The sequence below is a fragment of the Rhizobium sophoriradicis genome (genome assembly GCF_003939025.1).
Lineage (GTDB): Bacteria > Pseudomonadota > Alphaproteobacteria > Rhizobiales > Rhizobiaceae > Rhizobium > Rhizobium sophoriradicis.
Genome location: NZ_RQIH01000017.1, coordinates 103,939 through 118,526, shown reverse-complemented (window position 1 = coordinate 118,526; position 14,588 = coordinate 103,939). Strand labels below are relative to the sequence as shown.

The 14,588-nt window shown below is 61.7% G+C and carries 17 protein-coding genes; 7 read left to right on the top strand and 10 right to left on the bottom strand.

The genetic code is table 11. The annotated features are described in order from the left end of the window. Positions 1-32: 32 nt before the first annotated feature. The 6 genes from EFR00_RS26170 to EFR00_RS26145 all read right to left on the bottom strand — a co-directional run bounded on the left by EFR00_RS26170 (position 33) and on the right by EFR00_RS26145 (position 5,337). Positions 33-1,310: a CpaE/TadZ family protein gene (locus EFR00_RS26170; RefSeq protein WP_077995035.1), complete on the bottom strand. Its 1,278-nt coding sequence runs from the start codon at positions 1,308-1,310 to the stop codon at positions 33-35. Between the two features lie 14 nt (positions 1,311-1,324). Continuing rightward, positions 1,325-2,083, bottom strand: coding sequence for a CpaD family pilus assembly protein (locus EFR00_RS26165; RefSeq protein ID WP_038686206.1), 759 nt, complete (start codon positions 2,081-2,083; stop codon positions 1,325-1,327). Next, positions 2,080-3,579 (bottom strand): type II and III secretion system protein family protein, encoded by a 1,500-nt coding sequence (locus EFR00_RS26160; protein WP_077995036.1) that lies wholly within the window; start codon positions 3,577-3,579, stop codon positions 2,080-2,082. Before EFR00_RS26160 ends, EFR00_RS26165 begins: the two co-directional genes overlap by 4 nt. A gap of 12 nt (positions 3,580-3,591) precedes the next feature. Further along, positions 3,592-4,407, bottom strand: a complete 816-nt coding sequence (gene cpaB, locus EFR00_RS26155) for a Flp pilus assembly protein CpaB (protein ID WP_038686202.1) — start codon at positions 4,405-4,407, stop codon at positions 3,592-3,594. A gap of 110 nt (positions 4,408-4,517) precedes the next feature. Continuing rightward, positions 4,518-5,030: an A24 family peptidase gene (locus EFR00_RS26150; RefSeq protein ID WP_077995037.1), complete on the bottom strand. Its 513-nt coding sequence runs from the start codon at positions 5,028-5,030 to the stop codon at positions 4,518-4,520. 121 nt (positions 5,031-5,151) lie between these two features. Further along, entirely contained in the window at positions 5,152-5,337 is a 186-nt protein-coding gene (locus EFR00_RS26145) for a Flp family type IVb pilin (protein ID WP_009993183.1), read from the bottom strand. A 378-nt stretch (positions 5,338-5,715) separates the two neighbouring features. Here EFR00_RS26145 and EFR00_RS26140 point away from each other — a divergent pair, with 378 nt between their 5' ends. From EFR00_RS26140 to EFR00_RS26110, 7 genes are all read left to right on the top strand, one after another. Continuing rightward, positions 5,716-6,126, top strand: coding sequence for a pilus assembly protein N-terminal domain-containing protein (locus EFR00_RS26140; protein WP_077995038.1), 411 nt, complete (start codon positions 5,716-5,718; stop codon positions 6,124-6,126). Between the two features lie 109 nt (positions 6,127-6,235). Then, complete coding sequence (locus EFR00_RS26135) at positions 6,236-6,871, top strand: TadE/TadG family type IV pilus assembly protein (protein ID WP_077995099.1); 636 nt, start codon at positions 6,236-6,238, stop codon at positions 6,869-6,871. Further along, positions 6,871-7,452, top strand: coding sequence for a TadE/TadG family type IV pilus assembly protein (locus tag EFR00_RS26130; protein WP_077995039.1), 582 nt, complete (start codon positions 6,871-6,873; stop codon positions 7,450-7,452). Before EFR00_RS26135 ends, EFR00_RS26130 begins: the two co-directional genes overlap by 1 nt. A 103-nt stretch (positions 7,453-7,555) precedes the next feature. Continuing rightward, entirely contained in the window at positions 7,556-8,776 is a 1,221-nt protein-coding gene (locus tag EFR00_RS26125; RefSeq protein ID WP_077995040.1) for a phosphopentomutase, read from the top strand. Further along, positions 8,773-9,741 carry an adenosine deaminase gene (locus EFR00_RS26120; protein WP_009995012.1) on the top strand — a complete coding sequence of 323 codons (969 nt, stop codon included), beginning with the start codon at positions 8,773-8,775 and terminating at the stop codon, positions 9,739-9,741. Before EFR00_RS26125 ends, EFR00_RS26120 begins: the two co-directional genes overlap by 4 nt. Positions 9,742-9,870: 129 nt before the next feature. Then, complete coding sequence (gene upp / locus EFR00_RS26115) at positions 9,871-10,500, top strand: uracil phosphoribosyltransferase (protein WP_077995041.1); 630 nt, start codon at positions 9,871-9,873, stop codon at positions 10,498-10,500. Positions 10,501-10,626: 126 nt separating this feature from the next. Then, a complete protein-coding gene (locus tag EFR00_RS26110) occupies positions 10,627-11,196 on the top strand; it encodes a retropepsin-like aspartic protease family protein (RefSeq protein WP_077995042.1) in 570 nt (189 codons plus the stop codon). A gap of 6 nt (positions 11,197-11,202) precedes the next feature. On the opposite strand, the gene deoA is transcribed toward EFR00_RS26110, so the two are convergent. The 4 genes from deoA to EFR00_RS26090 form a co-directional block, all read right to left on the bottom strand. Next, positions 11,203-12,510, bottom strand: a complete 1,308-nt coding sequence (deoA, locus tag EFR00_RS26105; RefSeq protein WP_077995043.1) for a thymidine phosphorylase — start codon at positions 12,508-12,510, stop codon at positions 11,203-11,205. A gap of 1 nt (position 12,511) precedes the next feature. Then, complete coding sequence (gene deoC / locus EFR00_RS26100; RefSeq protein WP_077995044.1) at positions 12,512-13,288, bottom strand: deoxyribose-phosphate aldolase; 777 nt, start codon at positions 13,286-13,288, stop codon at positions 12,512-12,514. Positions 13,289-13,401: 113 nt separating this feature from the next. Further along, positions 13,402-14,202, bottom strand: a complete 801-nt coding sequence (locus tag EFR00_RS26095) for a purine-nucleoside phosphorylase (RefSeq protein ID WP_077995045.1) — start codon at positions 14,200-14,202, stop codon at positions 13,402-13,404. Beyond that, a complete protein-coding gene (locus EFR00_RS26090) occupies positions 14,199-14,588 on the bottom strand; it encodes a cytidine deaminase (RefSeq protein ID WP_003589240.1) in 390 nt (129 codons plus the stop codon). The genes EFR00_RS26095 and EFR00_RS26090 overlap by 4 nt, the downstream gene beginning before the upstream one ends.

The following is a 14,588-nucleotide window of genomic DNA, read 5'->3' as shown; positions in this document are numbered from 1 at the left end:
GCCGCTTAATCCAATCTGCTCGTTCTAATCGTCTATTTGCGCTTCAGAAGGCCTAGCAGGCCTCCCTTCTTCGCCTTCCTGATCGCGGCTCGGCCGGTGACGATGTGCGATATCTGCGAAAAGGTTTCCGCCGTCGGCGACCTGGGATCGACTTCCGAAATCATCCGGCCGCTGTTGGCGGCGTTGCCGAAGAGATTGATGTCGAAGGAGATGATCGCGATCGGATCGATCTCCAACGGCTCACAGAAATCCGATGGCGAGATCTCGGGACGTTTCGGCATGCCGACCTGATTGAGGATAAGATGCGGCGGCTTGTCATTCGGCCGCATCTTGCGCAGCGCATCCAGCATGTTTTTGGTGTTGCGCAGATTGGCAAGATCGGGAACCGCCGTGATGACCACCTCGTCAACGCTCGCCAGCACCGAGCGGGTCCATTCCGACCATGCATGCGGAACGTCGAGCACGGTAACGGGGGCGCTGCGCTGCAGGACGTCGAGCACCGGCTGGAAAGCCTGGCCGTCGAAGTCATACGCCCGGTCGAGCAGCGAGGGTGCGGCGAGCAGCGACAGATGCTCGGAGCATTTCGTCAGCAGGCGGTCGAGGAAGACCTCGTCGAGACGGTCGGGCGCGAAGACCGCTTCGGCGATGCCCTGGGCCGGATCCTGGTCGAAGTCGATATTCGCCGTGCCATAGGGGAGGTCGAGGTCGGCGAGGATCGTCTCGGTGGAGAAAAGATTGGAAATGCCGAAAGCGCAATTATGGGCGATGGTCGAGGCTCCGGTGCCGCCCTTCGAGCCGATGAAGGCGATGCTGCGGCCGAGCGGCTCGGCTTCCGGATCGACGAAGATCGAGGCCATCGCGGCAAGGATATCGGGCATGGCGACGGGCTGGACCATATATTCCGAAATGCCGTTGCGGATCAGTTCGCGATACAGTCCGATATCGTTGTAATAGCCGACGATGACGACCTTGGTGGTCGGATCGCAGACCGCGGCGAGCGGAGCGAGTTCGGCAAGGAGGCTTCCGACATTCGCCTTGGTCTCGAGGATAATGAGGTTCGGAGTCGGCGCGCCGGAAAACATATTGGCGGCAGCGGCAATGCCGCCGCTGGTGATGCGCAGGCTCACCTTCGCCATGCGCCGGTCATTGGCGCAGCGTTCCATGACCTGCTGCAGGGTCTCGCTCTCGCAGAAGGCGTGGACGGAAATACGCGGCAGCGGCCGCATGGCCTCCAGATCAGCCATGCGCACAGCCTCTTCGGCATGACGAAGCTCGCTGGGGTTCTTGATTTCGTACTCGATGGCGCTCATCGTCCCGTCTCGCCTCAGAAGCTGCTGTCGCTGCCGCCGACATCCTCGATCGTCGATGTCGTCGTTCGGTATTCCTGGATCGCGTTGTTGCGCCGCTGCGCGTCGATCGGCGTCATGCCGCGAGGTGCCACCAGATCCTCCGGATTGGCGACCTGGGCGGCGAGGTTGTTTTGCGAGGCGCAGCCGAAATTATAGTAATTCTGATTGGCGAAATCGTTCGAGATGTCCTTCGGCCACTGACCGCACTGCGTGGTGATCGCGGTCGTGCCGGTGAAGCTCAGGCGGATCGGCGCCGCATCGCCGGCGCCGGCAGCGGCATAGGAAGTATTAATGATTTTCGAGCTCGCGATCCCTCTCGACGCCAACTCCGCGCGGACCTGCTTGCGCAACTGATAGGCGGCCGCCGAATTCGGCGAGCCTTCCGGCGACAATACGTATACCGGACCGGAGGCACGGGAGATATAGTTTGCGGCAAAGCCGCGGATGAGATCGCGCTGGGCGATGGTCAGGCGCCGATCGGTGGAAGCAACAGGAATATCCACCGTCTGCTCGGCCTCGGTGACGATAATCGGATGCCGGGCACGGTAATCATCCGGAATGCCGCCGGTCGTCAGCTGGTCGTGCGGACCGGCGCATCCGGAAAGGATCGCCATCGAAACGGCGGCCGTGAGGTAAAGCGCCTTGGAGATTGCGAGCCGGGGTGTCGTCGAATTCATGAAGGCCATCGCCTGATCTCTGTTCTGTGCCATTGCTGCCGATGCCTCTCCACTCATTTGTAGATAAACCCGATCGAGCCGTGGAACTGCGCATCGGCGACGGGCGCCTCGCGGCGGCCATAGACCTTGTTGACACGGTTGAGGAAGAAGGTTGCACCGTCGTTCTCGGGACTGAAATTGTCATCCGGCCGGTTCAGCTGATTGCGCGCCACCGGACGCACCAGATAGGGCGTTGCGATGATGACAAGTTCGGTTTCCTGACGCTCGAAGCCCTTCTGACGGAACAGCGTTCCGAGCAGCGGGATCTTGGAGACGCCGGGTGTGCCGCCCATCGTCTGGGAGACATTGTCGCGGATGAGGCCGGCGAGCGCGATAGAGCCGCCCGAGGGCAGCTCCACCGAGGTCTCGGCCGAACGGCGCTGATAGGTGGCGTTGCCGCTGCCGGCGACCGGCTCGGAGACGTTCGTCTTGATCTCCAGGCTGATGCGGCCCGACGACAGCACGACCGGCTTGAAGGCGAGGTTGATACCGTAATTAAAGGGAACGACAGTAACGTTGCCGTCATTGTCGGTCGTCGAATAGAGCTGCTGACCACCGGAATTGAATGTCGCCGCCTGACCCGAGATTGCCGTCAATGTCGGCTCGGCGAGCGTCCTGACCACCTTGGCCTGTTCCAGCGCGTTCAGGTAGGTGGAGATATCGTATTTGCCGATCGAGCTCTTGAAGAGAGCCGCCAGGCCGCCGCCAACCGTTGCCGTCGCGCTGTCGGCGCTAGGAGTGCCGAGCTGGGCAACCGTCATGCCGGAGGAGTTGGAAACCAGGTTGTCGAAGCCGAGCTGCTTCAGCACCTCACGACGGACCTCAGCGATCGTCACCTTGAGGGTGACCTGGTCCTCACCCTCGATCTTCAGCAGATTAACGACCTGGGAGGTCTGCCGGCCTTCGGCAAAGAGCGCCACCGCGCTGTCGCCGCCGGTGCCGGACGCCGTCTCCGTTCTCGTCGTCGCCTCGCCGCCCTTCAGGAAGACCTGGGCCAGATCGGCGGCCTGCGTGGCGTCCTGCGGGGTGCGCACGGTGCCGGTCAGGACGATGTTGTCGGAGACGATTTCGACGTTGATGGCGGAATCGGGAATGAAGCGGCGGAGATTGGCTTCGAGACCGGAGACGTCGCGTTCGATCTCAATATCGAGGTTGATGATCTCCTGCCCGCCGGCGCCGAAGACAAAAATATTCGTCTGGCCGACCTTCTTGCCGAATAGATAGATGCGTCGCGACGTCCGGGTTACGGCATCGGCCATGCTCGGATCCGATACGAGAATATCATGGGCATCCTCCGGCAGATCGACGACGACAGCCTTGTTCAGTCCGAGCTTCAGGCGACGGTGAGCGTCGGGGCCGGTCTGCGCGATGCGGATAAGGTTTCCAGAATCGGCACGCGCCTCATCGACGGTGAGAAGCGGCCCGAAAGAGGCCGGCGCCATGCCGGTGACGCTGATCGCAAGCGAAAGGCTGCCTGTCAGGAGGAGCTTGGCGCGCCGCGTTGAATTGCCCATTTGCACGTCCCTTTACTCCGGCTTCGGCGCTGCGCCGGCATCCGTTACGATGGAGCCCGACTTGATGACCTGAATGATCGCACTGCCGTTGTCGCCGCTCAGCAGATAGTCGGCGGCGCTGGTGTCCTGCTCCTGCGCATCGGCGACCGAGCGCAGCGCGAGCGATAGCCGGTCGGCCATCTGTTGTGCGACGGCCAGAACCTTCGTCTGATCGGGCGTGAGCTCGAGCGTCGCGGTCGTTCCCACGACCGCCTTCGAGCCATCGTCCTTTTCCTGGATCTGCTGGTCAATGGCGAGAACACGGACATTGCTCAGCACCGTCTCGGTGATGAGCTTGTTGGCCTCGGTGCCCTTGCGGACCATGATGACGTCGACGCGGTCGTTCGGCAGGATGAAGCCGCCGGCGCCGGTTGCCACGGATATCTCGGTCGCAACGGCGCGTTTGCCGGCCGGCAACAGCGATGACAGGATGCGGCTGCTGGAATCGGCGACTTTTTCCGGCCGGATCGGCTCACCTTCGAAGATCGGCAGGCGCACGACGGCGCCCTGCAGGTCCTTGATCGCATCGGGCTTTTCGGCTTCGGTGATGAGGCCCGGGACGACGCCGCCCTGCGGCCAGGCCATCCAGTGCACCGAGCCCTCTTCCAGCCTTTGGCCGACCGCCAGGTTGCCGCTGGAGACGAGGACGTTGACGGTGGGTTCCTTCTCGATGACCGACTGCACCTGGGTGACGACGCCACCGCTGCCGGCCATCCGCATTGCCAGGAGGCCGGCGAGGCCGGCTGCCACCACGGCGACAGCGAGAATTATAAGGCGGGCCGGTTTCATCGATCATTCCTCAAGGCACGATATGTTCGCCCTGCAGAATGCTCAGCAATTGGTATAATTATGGTTAATGGAACGCTTACATTTTAAGTTAACGGGCATTTAAAATCCCGTTATTTCAGGCTTTCCAAAGTGGCGATGAAGATCGGCGAGGCTGGGAAGGCCATAAAGCCGCCGATCGCGATCGCAATGCCGTAAGGGATCTTCTTGGCGAGCAGCAGCGAGTTCGGAACCGGCAGGCCGATGGCGAGAATGGTGTTCGACTGGGTTCTCACCAGCAGGATGAGCAAGGTGATGAGACCGCCGATCATGGCGACGTCGGCCATCAGCAAGGCAAGCGACTGGTTCAGCCCGAACCAGAGCGCGGTGGCGGTCAGAAGCTTGGCGTCTCCACCGCCCATCACATTGAATGCAAAAAGCGCAAAACAGGCGGCAAGCACGATAGCGGCAGCGGCAAGATGCATGCCGATTGCCTGCAGGCCAAAGCCCGAGAAGGGCGCCAGCACGAGGAATGAGACGATAAGGATCAGGGAAACGCGGTTCGGAATCGTCATGGTGAACAGATCCGAGAAGGCCGCCATGGCGAGGCAGAGTGGCAGAATGACAAAGACTGCAGCTGCGATCATGCGTATACCCGATCATAGTAAAATACGAAAAGGCTCACGGCTTGCAGCGCGTGAGCCCGCTCGATAGACCAGCCAGAGCAGATCCGGCCAGAATCGGAGATGCCGCCTCGCGGCACCTCGCTTAGTTGACCTTCGTGACGGCATTGTCCATCTTGGTGCTCAGGCCGGTGAACACGTTACCGATCTTGGTGCCGAGGCTCGTTGCGCCGGTGATGAGCGCGACAGAAATGAGGGCGGCGATCAGGCCGTATTCGATTGCGGTCGCGCCGGATTCGTCCTTCAGAAAACGGCTAAAAAGCTTGGTCATGGTTACTCCTAACTCCAGTTGATGTTCAGCACGTCCGCCAACTGTTGCCGTTGATCGGATGACCGCAATCTAGTGAATGGGCGTTTCCATCGGCTTAAGAAAAAGAGTTAACCAGGTGTGAAGGCAATAAGAGGCTGCCGTAGGGTAAGTATTACCTTATTCATTTCTCTCAATATTTAACGATATTCCCGGGTTAACGGCGGGTTTCATCTGTAATAGCACAGGTGCCGCATCCAATTGGAACGTGTTCCGCCCGGAGCGCGTGCCAAATCGGATCATCCTGCCTCACCTCGAAACACCATGGTGAGCTTAAAGCTTCATTCACCATTTTTTTCCATTCTATGCGCCTATTGCGCTGTGATCATGAAAGAGGACCAGATGTCATCGAGCGGCAAAACCGTTTTCGTTGCCGGCATGATCGCCGTTTTCGGTGTTTCGGGAATTTCCGCGGCCGCAGACGATGACATGCTGCGTGTCTATATGGATCACGCGCGGGTGTTGAAGCTCGACCGCCCCGTCAGCAAGGTGATCGTCGGCAATGCCAAGGTCGCCGATGCGACCGTCGCCGATGCCAAGACGATCGTGCTGACAGGACGCAGCTTCGGCACCACCAATCTCGTTCTGCTGGACGCCGACGGCAACGCCATCCTCGACGAGCGCATCCTGGTCTCGATCGACGAGGGCAACACGGTGCGCGTCTACCGCCAGACGGAGCGCTCCGTGCTGTCGTGCACGCCGAACTGCGAGCAGCACGCGCAGCAAGCGGCCGGCGGCACCACGTCCCCCTGATCGGCCCGGCTCGGATCTTCGTATTCGTTAAAATCGTCGTATCGGACTGAAACGGAAAATCAACGAACGGACCCTAGTGTGGCAGGCAGATGTCGCTCGGGTCCAGGCAATGACGGTAGTTGATCAGAAGACGGATGAGCAGCGCGCCTTCGCGCCGTTCCGTTTCTCCCAGTTTCGCGCTGCCGCCCGCTCGCGCGACGGCGCGGCGGCGATCGAATTCGCCCTGCTTGCCATCCCTTATTTCGTCGTGATCTTCGCGATCCTCGAAACCTTCATCGCCTTCGCCGCCGAAGAACTCGTCTCCAATGCCGTCGATACGATGAGCCGGCGGATGCGGACCGGACAGATCACCTACAATCTCGGTCGTACGACCGATATGACCCAGACGCAATTCCGGCAGGCCTTCTGCGGCGAGATCTCAATCCTGATCAGCTGCTCGGCGACCGAGGCGGCGACGCCGAGCAAGCTCTACCTGGATGTGCAGACCTTCGCCGCCTTCTCGGCCATTCCGACGACGATTCCCAAGCTCTCCACCGACAGATATTCCGACATCAACACGGCGGCGATCAAATATTCGCCCGGCGGCGCCGGCACGATCAACATGCTGCGCGCCTACTATCGCTGGGAAATCATCACGGATCTGGTCCGGCCTTACATCACGACGATCCGCCCCTCCGACGGTTCGATGCCGACGCAATATCTGATCATCGCGACCGCGGCCTTCCAGAACGAGCAGTATCCATAATGGCATTGCGCAACCCGTTCACCAGACTGGCACTGACGGCGCGGCGGCTGATCCGAGAGCGCCAGGGCGCCGGCGCGATCGAGTTTGCGATCCTCTTTCCCGTGCTGGTCATGCTCTATATCGGCGCTTTCGAGATCACGATCGGCCTCAGCGTCTCCAAGCGCGCGACCCGTGCCGCCGGTTCGATCGCCGATCTTGTCACCCAGCAGCAATCCGTCACGAAGAGCACACTCGGCGAGATGCGGTCGGTCGCAAACGCGATCTTCGTGCCCTACAACTCGTCCTCGCTAACGCTGAAGATCACTGGGATTACTGTCGACGCCAGCGCCAATGCCACGGTGCTCTGGTCCTGGGCGCAGGACGGGAGCGTGCCCTATGCCAAGAATGCCGCGGTCAGCGACATACCCTCGGACATGAAGACGGCCAACAGCTTCCTGGTCCGTAGCGAACTCAGCATTCCCTATACGATGTTCCTGTTCGCGCCGAATTTCATGCCGGATGGAGTGCGCACGATCAACATCAGCCGCAGCTATTTCTACCGCCAGCGACAGGGCGATTCGATCCCCTGCGGCGACTGCTGACCTCCCCCATCTCGAATTTGCCAAGCCGGGCGCAGCATTATATGCCTGGGCCGCAACCGCTTCCGACATCCGGAGGTCGGCGATCGGTCCTTTCGGGGGTAAAATGGCGCGTGCCTTTCTTTTCGTTCTGGATTCCTTCGGCGTCGGCGGCGCGCCGGATGCGGCCGCCTATGGCGACGAAGGCGCCGATACGTTCGGCCATATCGCCGAATTCTGCGCCGCCGGAGCCGGCGATCGCGCCGGGCTACGCAGCGGACCGCTTCGCCTGCCGAATATGTCCGAGCTTGGGCTGATGCATATTGCGCGCGCGGCCTCCGGTCAGTTTCCGGCCGGCATGTCTCTTCCGGAAAAGGTCTACGGCGTTTATGGCGCCGCCAACGAAATCTCCCGTGGCAAGGACACGCCCTCGGGCCATTGGGAGATCGCGGGAACCCCGGTCAATTTCGACTGGGGTTATTTCCCGACGGAGGGCGACGCCTTCCCGCCGGAGCTGATAGAGGCGTTGTGCAGAGACGGCGATGTCCCCGGCATTCTCGGCAACTGCCATGCTTCCGGAACCGAAATCATCGCCCGGCTCGGCGAAGAGCATATCCGCACCGGCAAGCCGATCTGCTACACCTCGTCGGATTCGGTCTTCCAGGTCGCCGCCCACGAAGCACACTTCGGTCTCGAACGCCTGCTCACCTTCTGCCGTATCGCCCGTGGCCTCGTCGATCCCTACAATATTGGCCGCGTCATCGCCCGGCCCTTCATCGGCCTGTCGGCTTCCACCTTCCAGCGGACCGGAAATCGGCGCGACTTCTCGGTGCTGCCGCCGGAACCGACATTGCTGGACAGGCTGCTCCAGAACGGCCGGCACGTGCATGCCGTCGGGAAGATCGGCGATATCTTCGCCCATCAGGGAATTTCGCGCGTCATCAAGGCGACTGGCAACGAGGCGCTGATGGATGCGTCACTGTCGGCGATTGACGCGGCGAACGACGGCGATCTCGTCTTCACCAATTTCGTCGATTTCGACATGAATTACGGCCATCGCCGTGATGTGCCGGGCTATGCCGCAGCCCTGGAAGCCTTTGATGCGCGCCTGCCGGATGTGCACAAGAAGCTGAAGCCCGGCGACCTCGTCGTGCTCACCGCCGATCATGGCTGTGATCCGACCTGGCGCGGCACGGACCATACGCGCGAACGCGTGCCTGTTATAGCCTACGGCCCCGGCATCCGCTCGCGTTCGATCGGCATACGCCGCACCTATGCCGATATCGGCGAAAGCATTGCGCGCCATCTCGGCATTCCGGCCGGGCCGCACGGAAGGAGTTTTCTGTGACATCACATTTGAAGAAGGTGGAGCTGCACTGCCATCTGGAGGGCGCGGCGCCGCCAGCTTTGACCGAGGCGCAGGCGCGGAAATATGGCATCGACATCAGCGGGGCGCTTCGCGACGGCGCCTATGTCTGGCATGACTTCGCAAGTTTCCTGGAATGCTACGACAGGGTTTCTGAGGTCTACAAGACTGAGGAAGACTATGCGCTTCTGACCGAAACCTATCTCGATGAACTGGCCGCCATCAACACGATCTACAGCGAACTCATCGTGTCGCCCGATCACGGCAAGCGCATCGGGCTCGGCGCCGATGCCTATATAGCGGGTGTCTGCGAGGGCATCCGGCGCGCCAAGGAGAAGAGCGGCATCGAGGCCCGGCTGATCGTCACTGGCGAGCGGCATTTCGGCCCGGAGAGCGTGATCGGTGCGGCGGAATATGCGGCCAAGGCCGGCAATCCATTGATAACAGGCTTCAACTTGGCCGGCGAAGAGCGCATGGGCCGCGTCGCTGATTATATCAGAGCCTTCGATATCGCCCGCGATGCCGGCCTGGGGCTCACCATCCATGCCGGCGAGGTTTGCGGCGCCTTCAGCGTCGCCGATGCGCTCGACGCGGTGCGCCCCGCGCGCATCGGCCATGGCGTGCGCGCCATCGAGGATCTCGACCTGGTAAAGCGGCTTGCCGATCTCGGCACCGTGCTTGAGGTCTGCCCTGGCTCCAATATCGCACTGCGGGTCTTTCCCGATTTCGCTTCGCACCCGCTGCGCCGGTTGAAGGAAGCGGGGGTGCAGGTGACGATCAGCTCTGATGATCCGCCTTTCTTCCATACGTCGCTCGAGCGCGAGTATGCGCTTGCCGCTGAGGTTTTCGGCTTCGGCGATGCGGAGATCGACGCCATGACGCGCACCGCAATCGAAGCGGCCTTCGTCGACGGAGAGACGCGGAAGGCGCTGCTCGCCCGCCTTTGAGGCCAGAACCTTCCTAAACGGGAAAGGCTCCGGAGGTTGGGGAAGACCGGCGCAAATTCGGCTGCACTCTTGCGGTCGGGCCAATTTCCGTGAAAGAAACATGCGATAGAAAGAATGAAAGGCTTCCCCATGGACGGCGTCACGGTCATCGATCATCCGCTTGTGCAACACAAGCTCACCATCATGCGGCGCAAGGAGACATCGACGGGAAGTTTCCGGCGCCTGCTGCGCGAAATCTCCACCCTGCTCTGTTACGAGGTCACCCGCGACCTCGAGCTGACGATGGAAACGATCGAGACGCCGCTGCAGACCATCGAATCGCCGATCCTCGAAGGCAAGAAGCTGGTCTTCGCCTCGATCCTGCGTGCCGGCAATGGCCTGCTTGAAGGCATGCTCGATCTCGTGCCTTCCGCCCGCGTCTCTCATATCGGCGTCTATCGCGACCACGAAACGCTGCAGCCGGTCGAATATTATTTCAAAGCGCCGGAAGATGTGGCCGAGCGCCTGATCATCGTCGTCGATCCGATGCTGGCGACCGGCAACTCCTCGATCGCGGCGATCGAGAAGCTGAAGGAGCGCGGCGCCCACAATATCCGCTTCCTCTGTCTGCTTGCCGCCCCGGAAGGCATCAAAAATTTCCGCGCGGCGCATCCGGACGTTCCCGTCTTCACCGCGGCGATCGACAGCCACCTCAACGAGAAAGGCTATATCGTGCCCGGCCTCGGCGATGCCGGCGACCGCATGTACGGCACCAAGTAATTTCAGCCTTCCTTTACCAAATCGAAAGAGTTTTACGGCCCGGCGGTTCGCCCCGGGCCGTTTTCCTGCCCAATTAGCAACTTATCAGCACTTGCGGCTTAGCAATCTGGAAGCATGAGGCCCCGCATGAAGCGGGGTTTATACAGGAAGGATTTCTGTTTCATGCTCGTGCGTACCGTCATATTCGCCAGCATCGCCGCGGTGCTCGCCACACAAGTGCCGTCCTTCTTCGCCGGCACCGGCCAACAGCCCGCCGGTACTCTTTCCGCCAATTACATCTCGAGCGAAAGCGGCATGCCCGCAGCCGCCGCACCCCTCTCCGGCAGCCGTGTGATCCGCTTGCAGGCAGATGCGCAGGGCCACTATACCGGCAGTTTCAAGATCAACGGCAAGCCGGTGCAAGGCCTGATCGATACCGGCGCCACCTATGTCGCGCTCAACGAGACGCTCGCGCGCCGGATGGGCTTCACAGCCCACCAGCTCGATTTCCGCTATGGCGTAAACACCGCAAACGGCCAGACCAAGGCCGCGCACGTGACACTCGACCGGATCGAAATCGGCGGCATCCGCGTCCGGGATGTCGAAGCCTTCGTCCTTAGGGATGAAGCGCTGACGACGACGCTGGTCGGCATGAGCTTCCTGAAGAAGCTCGCCTCCTATTCCGTCGCCGACGGCTCGCTCAGCCTCAAGCAATAGATAGCGTCAGATACGACCCGCAATGACGGGGTTCAGCGCCGGCTCGTCCTCGCTGATGCTGTAGTGCGCGGCAAGTGCTGCGGCTGCCCTCTCCGCCGCGGCTTCGTCGGCGGCGTGAACGAGGGCGATCGGCTCGCCGGCATTCACGCGGGTGCCGAGCGGCAGCAGTTCGGAGAAACCGACGCGGTGATCGATCCGATCCGCGGGGTGACGCCGTCCGCCGCCGAGATCGATGACGCTGACACCAATGCCGCGGGCGTCGCAGGCGGCAAGCCAGCCGGACCGGCTAGCTGCGACAGGCATTTCGACCGGCGCTCGGGCCAGGTATTTGTCCGGGGTTTCGATGAGATCGGCCGGGCCGCCGAGCATGGAAACCATGCGCGCAAAAATCTCGGCTGCCTTGCCCGACGACAGGGCCCGGCGCGCCATTGCCTCGCCTTCCTCAGGCGAAGCGGCAACGCCCGATTTCTCCAGCATCTCGGCGGCGAAGGCAAGAACGACAGTATCGAGCCGCGTATTCCCCTTCCTGCCGGCCAGGAAATCCAGGCAGTTGCGCATCTCGACGGCGTTGCCGGCGCTATCGGCGAGCGGCTGGTTCATGTCGGTGATCAGTGCCGAGGTCTTCACGCCCGCGCCATTCGCCACCTCGACCAGCGACCGTGCCAGAATTTCCGCCTGATCGCGCTCAGCCATGAAGGCGCCGTTGCCGACCTTGACATCGAGCACCAGCGTCTGAAGACCGGCGGCAAGTTTCTTGGAGAGGATGGAGGCGGTGATCAAGGGAATGGAATCGACGGTGGCGGTCACATCGCGCACGGCATAGAGCCTGCCGTCGGCAGGCGCCAAGGCGCCGGTCTGACCGATGATGGCGCATCCTGCCTGTTTGACCACCCGGTGAAACAGATCCGCATCCGGGGTGATCATATAGCCGGGAATGGATTCGAGCTTATCTAGCGTGCCGCCGGTATGGCCGAGACCGCGGCCCGATATCATCGGAACGGCAAGGCCGCAGGCGGCGGCGATCGGCGCCAGCATCAGCGAAACATTGTCGCCGACACCTCCGGTCGAATGTTTGTCGGCGATCGGACGGTTGATATCAGCCCATTGCAACCGATCGCCGGAATCGGCCATCGCCAGGGTCAAGGCCACGGTCTCCTCGCGCGACATGCCCTTGAACCAGACGGCCATGGCAAAGGCGCCGATCTGGCCTTCGGACAATCGACCGGCGGCAAGCGCATCGATGAAAGACCGGATATCGGCGGCGTCGAGTTCGCCGCCGTCGCGCTTACGCCGGATGATCTCCTGCGGGATCATCTCAATAGCCCGACGCCGCCGCCGATGCCGGTTGCGCTCCGCTCAGAACCGCCAGTATGTCGTCGAGCAGGCCGGAAGCCCCGAAGCGGAAGGTCGAGGGCATCGCCCAATCCGGCGCCATGATGGTTTCGGCAAGGCTGAGATAAAGGCCCGCACCGGCCACCGAGCCGATGCCGCCGGCCGGCTTGAAGCCGACCTTGCGTCCGCTTTCGCGAATGGCCCGGATCATGATGTCGGCGGCTTCGAGCGTCGCATTGACGGCGACCTTGCCGGTGGAGGTCTTGATGAAATCCGCGCCGGCTTCGATGGCAAGTTCGGAGGCGCGGCGGATCAATGCCGCCTCTTTCAATTCGCCGGTCTCGATGATGACCTTCAGCAGAACGGGGCCGACGCATTCGGCGCGCACCGCCTTGACCATGTCGGTCACCGCCTTCTCGTTGCCTGATATGAACGTGCGGTAGGGGATGACCAGATCGATCTCGTCGGCGCCGTCGGCAATCGCCTCGCGGGTTTCGGCGGCGACATCGGCCACTTCCATCTCGCCCGCCGGGAAATTGACGACGGTGGCGATCCGTACGGCATGGCCGGTGCCGAGGATATTGCGGGCCTGGGCGACGAAGCGCGGCCAGATGCAGATCGCAGCGCTATTGCCATAGGGCGTCTGCGCGCGGGCGCAGAGCGCTTCGATCTGCGCCTCGGTGCAATCGTCCTTCAGATTGGTGAGATCGAGAAGGGAAAGGGCGACCGCCGCCGTTTCCCGGATGGAATGGCTATTCATCTTCACTTCCTCTAGAGCATGATGCCGAAAAGTGTGAGCGGTTTTCGGACAACATCATGCTCTCGCTATTAGTGTAGAACCGGATTCAGATTTTAGGCCGACCCGGTCTAAAATCATCCTGTTCTGGCCGCAATCATCTCTTTCAGTATGGCGGCGAGACGGGCGCCACCGACAGGCGCCATGTCCTTGGTTTCTTCATGGCTGAGCTCATTGCCGGTCATGCCCGCCCCATAGTTGGTGATAACGGAGGCTGCGGCAACCCTCAGGCCCAGCATTCTTGCGATGATGACCTCCGGCACCGTCGACATGCCGACGGCATCGGCGCCAAGGAAGCGCGCCATGCGGATTTCGGCCGGCGTTTCGAAGCTTGGACCGGAGAACCACATATAGACACCCTGCGCCAGCTCGATCTTGAGCTTTGCCGCAGCCTTCCGCATCGCGCTAGCAAGGCCGGCATCATAGGCGTTGGTCATGCCGACGAAACGGTGATCGCTTTCCTCGCCGATCAGCGGGTTCATGCCGGAATAGTTAATATGATCGGTGATCTGCATCACCGAACCCGGCGGCATGTCCTCGCGCAGCGATCCTGCCGAATTGGTCAGGATCAGCGCCTCGACGCCGAGCGCCTGCAACACCTCGATCGGCAGGCGCATGGCATTGGCATCGCCCTTCTCATAATAATGCACGCGGCCGGAAAGCATGATGACAGGAGCGCCGCCGAGCCGGCCGGCAACGACTTCGCCCGCATGGCCGGAGACGGCACTGACGGGAAAGCCCGGCAGGTCGCGATAGGGAATACGCACGGCGCCGTCCAGTTGGCCAACCAGGGAGCCGAGACCGGAGCCGAGCACGATGCCATGGCGCGGCTTGATAGTGCCGAGCAATGCGGCGAGCAGTTCGACCGTCGCCTTCATCCGAGTTCCGTCTCGAAGCTGAAGGGAAGAAGCTCTTCCATCGTCATGGTCTTCTGCACGCCGGCCTCGTCGCAAAGGTAGATCTTCGTGTCCTTGGAAGCGAATTCGGAGATCTTCTGGCGGCAGCCGCCGCAGGGCGGGCAGAGCGGCAGCTTCTCGGCGATGACAGCCATTTCGACGATCTTCTTCGCCCCGCCCATGATCATGGCGCTGATTGCCGTCGGCTCGGCGCACCAGCCTTGCGGAAAGGAGAGGTTTTCGATGTTGGCGCCGGTGTAGACCTTGCCGTCCTCAGCCCGGATCGCCGCGCCGACGGGAAATTTCGAATAGGGCGCATGGGCAAAGGCCATGGCGCCGCGCGCGGCTTCGAACAGGTCGTGGGACAT

Excerpts from the sequence above, each read along its gene's own strand:
- EFR00_RS26150 (WP_077995037.1), bottom strand. The coding sequence starts at position 5,030 with ATGATCGCAGCTGCAGTCTTTGTCATTCTGCCACTCTGCCTCGCCATG.
- upp (WP_077995041.1), top strand. The coding sequence starts at position 9,871 with ATGGACGGCGTCACGGTCATCGATCATCCGCTTGTGCAACACAAGCTC.
- EFR00_RS26160 (WP_077995036.1), bottom strand. The coding sequence starts at position 3,579 with ATGGGCAATTCAACGCGGCGCGCCAAGCTCCTCCTGACAGGCAGCCTT.
- deoA (WP_077995043.1), bottom strand. The coding sequence starts at position 12,510 with ATGATCCCGCAGGAGATCATCCGGCGTAAGCGCGACGGCGGCGAACTC.
- EFR00_RS26125 (WP_077995040.1), top strand. The coding sequence starts at position 7,556 with ATGGCGCGTGCCTTTCTTTTCGTTCTGGATTCCTTCGGCGTCGGCGGC.
- cpaB (WP_038686202.1), bottom strand. The coding sequence starts at position 4,407 with ATGAAACCGGCCCGCCTTATAATTCTCGCTGTCGCCGTGGTGGCAGCC.
- deoC (WP_077995044.1), bottom strand. The coding sequence starts at position 13,288 with ATGAATAGCCATTCCATCCGGGAAACGGCGGCGGTCGCCCTTTCCCTT.
- EFR00_RS26130 (WP_077995039.1), top strand. The coding sequence starts at position 6,871 with ATGGCATTGCGCAACCCGTTCACCAGACTGGCACTGACGGCGCGGCGG.
- EFR00_RS26140 (WP_077995038.1), top strand. The coding sequence starts at position 5,716 with ATGTCATCGAGCGGCAAAACCGTTTTCGTTGCCGGCATGATCGCCGTT.
- EFR00_RS26165 (WP_038686206.1), bottom strand. The coding sequence starts at position 2,083 with ATGAGTGGAGAGGCATCGGCAGCAATGGCACAGAACAGAGATCAGGCG.
- EFR00_RS26090 (WP_003589240.1), bottom strand. The coding sequence starts at position 14,588 with ATGTCCCACGACCTGTTCGAAGCCGCGCGCGGCGCCATGGCCTTTGCC.
- EFR00_RS26170 (WP_077995035.1), bottom strand. The coding sequence starts at position 1,310 with ATGAGCGCCATCGAGTACGAAATCAAGAACCCCAGCGAGCTTCGTCAT.
- EFR00_RS26135 (WP_077995099.1), top strand. The coding sequence starts at position 6,236 with ATGACGGTAGTTGATCAGAAGACGGATGAGCAGCGCGCCTTCGCGCCG.
- EFR00_RS26095 (WP_077995045.1), bottom strand. The coding sequence starts at position 14,202 with ATGAAGGCGACGGTCGAACTGCTCGCCGCATTGCTCGGCACTATCAAG.
- EFR00_RS26145 (WP_009993183.1), bottom strand. The coding sequence starts at position 5,337 with ATGACCAAGCTTTTTAGCCGTTTTCTGAAGGACGAATCCGGCGCGACC.
- EFR00_RS26110 (WP_077995042.1), top strand. The coding sequence starts at position 10,627 with ATGAAGCGGGGTTTATACAGGAAGGATTTCTGTTTCATGCTCGTGCGT.